This is a genomic window from Vibrio sp. 10N.222.48.A3, from assembly GCF_041475345.1.
GTDB classification, from domain to species: domain Bacteria; phylum Pseudomonadota; class Gammaproteobacteria; order Enterobacterales; family Vibrionaceae; genus Vibrio; species Vibrio tasmaniensis_A.
This window is the reverse complement of sequence record NZ_JBFRVX010001081.1, coordinates 1-2,745: the sequence shown is the minus strand read 5'-3', so window position 1 is coordinate 2,745 and position 2,745 is coordinate 1. Positions and strand designations below refer to the sequence as shown.

At 44.1% G+C, this 2,745-nt stretch carries 3 protein-coding genes; all 3 read left to right on the top strand.

Features of this window, described 5'->3' with window-relative positions; translation table 11 throughout:
* The coding region (locus AB4653_RS23810) for an HD-GYP domain-containing protein (protein WP_372105482.1) at window positions 1-914 on the top strand (914 nt) is incomplete at its 5' end.
* A gap of 427 nt (window positions 915-1,341) precedes the next feature.
* Window positions 1,342-2,061, top strand: coding sequence for a GntR family transcriptional regulator (locus AB4653_RS23805; protein ID WP_032555235.1), 720 nt, complete (start codon window positions 1,342-1,344; stop codon window positions 2,059-2,061).
* 96 nt (window positions 2,062-2,157) lie between these two features.
* Window positions 2,158-2,745: methylisocitrate lyase (prpB, locus tag AB4653_RS23800; protein ID WP_372105481.1), on the top strand; the 588-nt coding region annotated here is incomplete at its 3' end.

The window sequence follows — 2,745 nt, the reverse complement described above, 5'->3', positions numbered from 1 at the left end:
AAGCTAACTACAACCGAATTCACGAGGTGAGAACTCGATTTGAAGTGCTTTGGCGTGATGCAGAAATTACAGCTTTGACAAAACAACTCGAAGGGTCTCTACCGGCTGAGCTGGTAGCTGATGAACTTGCGTCAACCAAACAGCAGTTACAAGAGGACTTTGAGTTTATCGCGACATCAAACGTTGGTGGTGAATTCATGAGTGATGATAAAGTCGCACGTATTCGCTTGATAGCTGAGACTACTTGGACACGTAACTTTGATGATCAACTTGGTTTGTCACCGATAGAGGCGTTGAATCGAGAATCGAGCTCAAGCTTACCAGCGGTAGAGCCGCTGTTATGTGATAAGCCTGAACATATAGTGAAAAGAGATAGGCCGTTAGAGTTCGACCCGAAATATCAAATAAAAATGGATGTGCCTGAGCACTTATACAATCTGGGCGAAGTCTATAACCTGAGTATTGCGCGTGGCACCTTAACTGCTGAAGATAGGTTTAAGATAAATGAGCACATGCTTGGTACCATCAAGATGCTTGAAAACCTGCCATTCCCGAAAGAGCTAAGCCGTGTGCCTCGTTATGCGTCGACTCACCATGAAACACTCAAAGGCACTGGCTATCCAAGGAAGCTCACAGCAGACGACCTTTCAATCCCAGAACGTATTCTGGTGATCTCTGATATTTTTGAGGCGTTAACCGCTGCCGATAGACCTTATAAGAAAGCGAAGCCAATCAGTGTTGCTGTCGACATTATGTACAAAATGGCGCTGGACGAGCATCTAGATATCGAGCTGTTTAGACTGTTTTTAACCAGCGGTACGCATATCCAATATGCAGAAGAGTATCTAAAACCGGAACAGATTGATTTTGTTGATATCAATAAATACCTCGAAGTGACTCGCCAGATTGCTTGACCAAAGGTTGGCTTGTTAGAACGAGTTCTATGAATGAAAGGCGCACATGAGTGCGCCTTTTTTATATCTGTGGTTTGGAGTTAAACGGAGAGGAAGGGTGTTGATACCTATATCTTGGTTGAGATCATTGATGGATGGGTCTGCGTTTTAAAAGTTGACTGTCAGTTGTCGACACATTGCTTTCGACCAACTTTGTGGTAGGCAAGGGTTTTGTATACTTATTTATGATTTAAGCTTATGAATTACAGGTATTAGTTGTCTTTTGTTGCTTCGTTTTACTATTTCTATGCCGATTAATGAAAATACTACCTTAGTCTAAATTGTCGACAATCTACTTGATTGTCGACAATTTGATCGTGTATTTTATGTTCATGTTATGGAATTGTTGACAATTAAGGCTCAACAATCAGAAGTGAGCAGCGTGAATATGAATACTGCGATAAAAGATCTCACCTTAAATGCAAACACGAAAACTCGTGTGAGCGATAAAGAAAACACCAAGTCAGAAAATCTGACTGAGTACCTCGTTGAGGCAATTGTTAACGGTGAATTACCTCCGGGCAGTAAGATCTCGGAACCTGAACTGGCTAAACGCTTTGAGGTAAGTCGAGGTCCATTACGTGAAGCGATAATGCGTGTTGAAGGACTTGGCCTGATAGAACGTATTCCACATGTTGGTGCGCGAGTTATTACATTCTCAGCAGACAAACTACTTGAGCTTTACGCGGTGCGTGAAGCATTAGAAGGCATGGCTGCTCGATTAGCGGCGAGACACATCACACAAGAAGAGTTGATCGGGCTTGAAGGCTTATTGTCGACACATTCTAAACATATCGATGAAGTCGAAGGCTCTTCTTATTTTCATCAACATGGCGATTTTGATTTCCATTACCGCATTATCAAAGCGAGTCGTAACAGCAAACTCATTTCGTTGTTGTGTGACGAGCTTTATCACCTATTACGCATGTACCGCTATCAATCGCCTAGGGCTCAGTCTCGACCAAAAGAGGCGCTCGATGAACACAAATACATCCTACAAGCGATTGGTAATCGCGATGAAGAGCTAGCAGAAATGCTAATGCGACGACACATCTCGGGAAGCCGATTGCTTATAGAACAACAAATTCAATCCAAAGATCTTGAGTAACTGGCGACTGGTATTTGCCAGCGGTTCTTCGCTGGCGAGAGCTAAACATCAGTAGTCATAAAGATTAGAAATAAACAATTAACAGGGAGCGTCATTATGAAGTTATCAGCAGGAGCTAAGTTCCGACAAGCTGTGCAAGACAACGACCCATTGCAGATCGTCGGTACGGTGAATCCGTATTGCGCGATGATGGCAAAGAACTTGGGTCATCAGGCCATTTATTTGTCTGGTGGAGGCATCGCCAATGCGTCTTATGGCTTGCCTGATTTAGGTATTACGACATTGAACGATGTATTGGTCGATGTTGAACGTATTACCAATGCGTGTGATTTGCCTTTGCTGGTGGATATCGACACAGGTTTTGGCGGCGCGTTCAATATTGCGCGTACGATTCGCGCGATGGAGAAGGCGGGCGCAGCTGCGATTCACATGGAAGACCAAGTGGCTCAGAAACGCTGTGGTCATCGACCAAATAAAGCAATTGTTAGTCAGCAAGAGATGGTCGATAGAGTGAAAGCGGCAACCGATGCCAGAACCGACGAAAGCTTTGTGATTATGGCTCGTACCGATGCATTGGCGGTTGAAGGTATTGATAGCGCGATTGAACGAGCAATTGCGTGTGTTGAAGCGGGCGCAGACATGATTTTCCCTGAGGCGATGAATCAACTCGATCAATACGTGAAG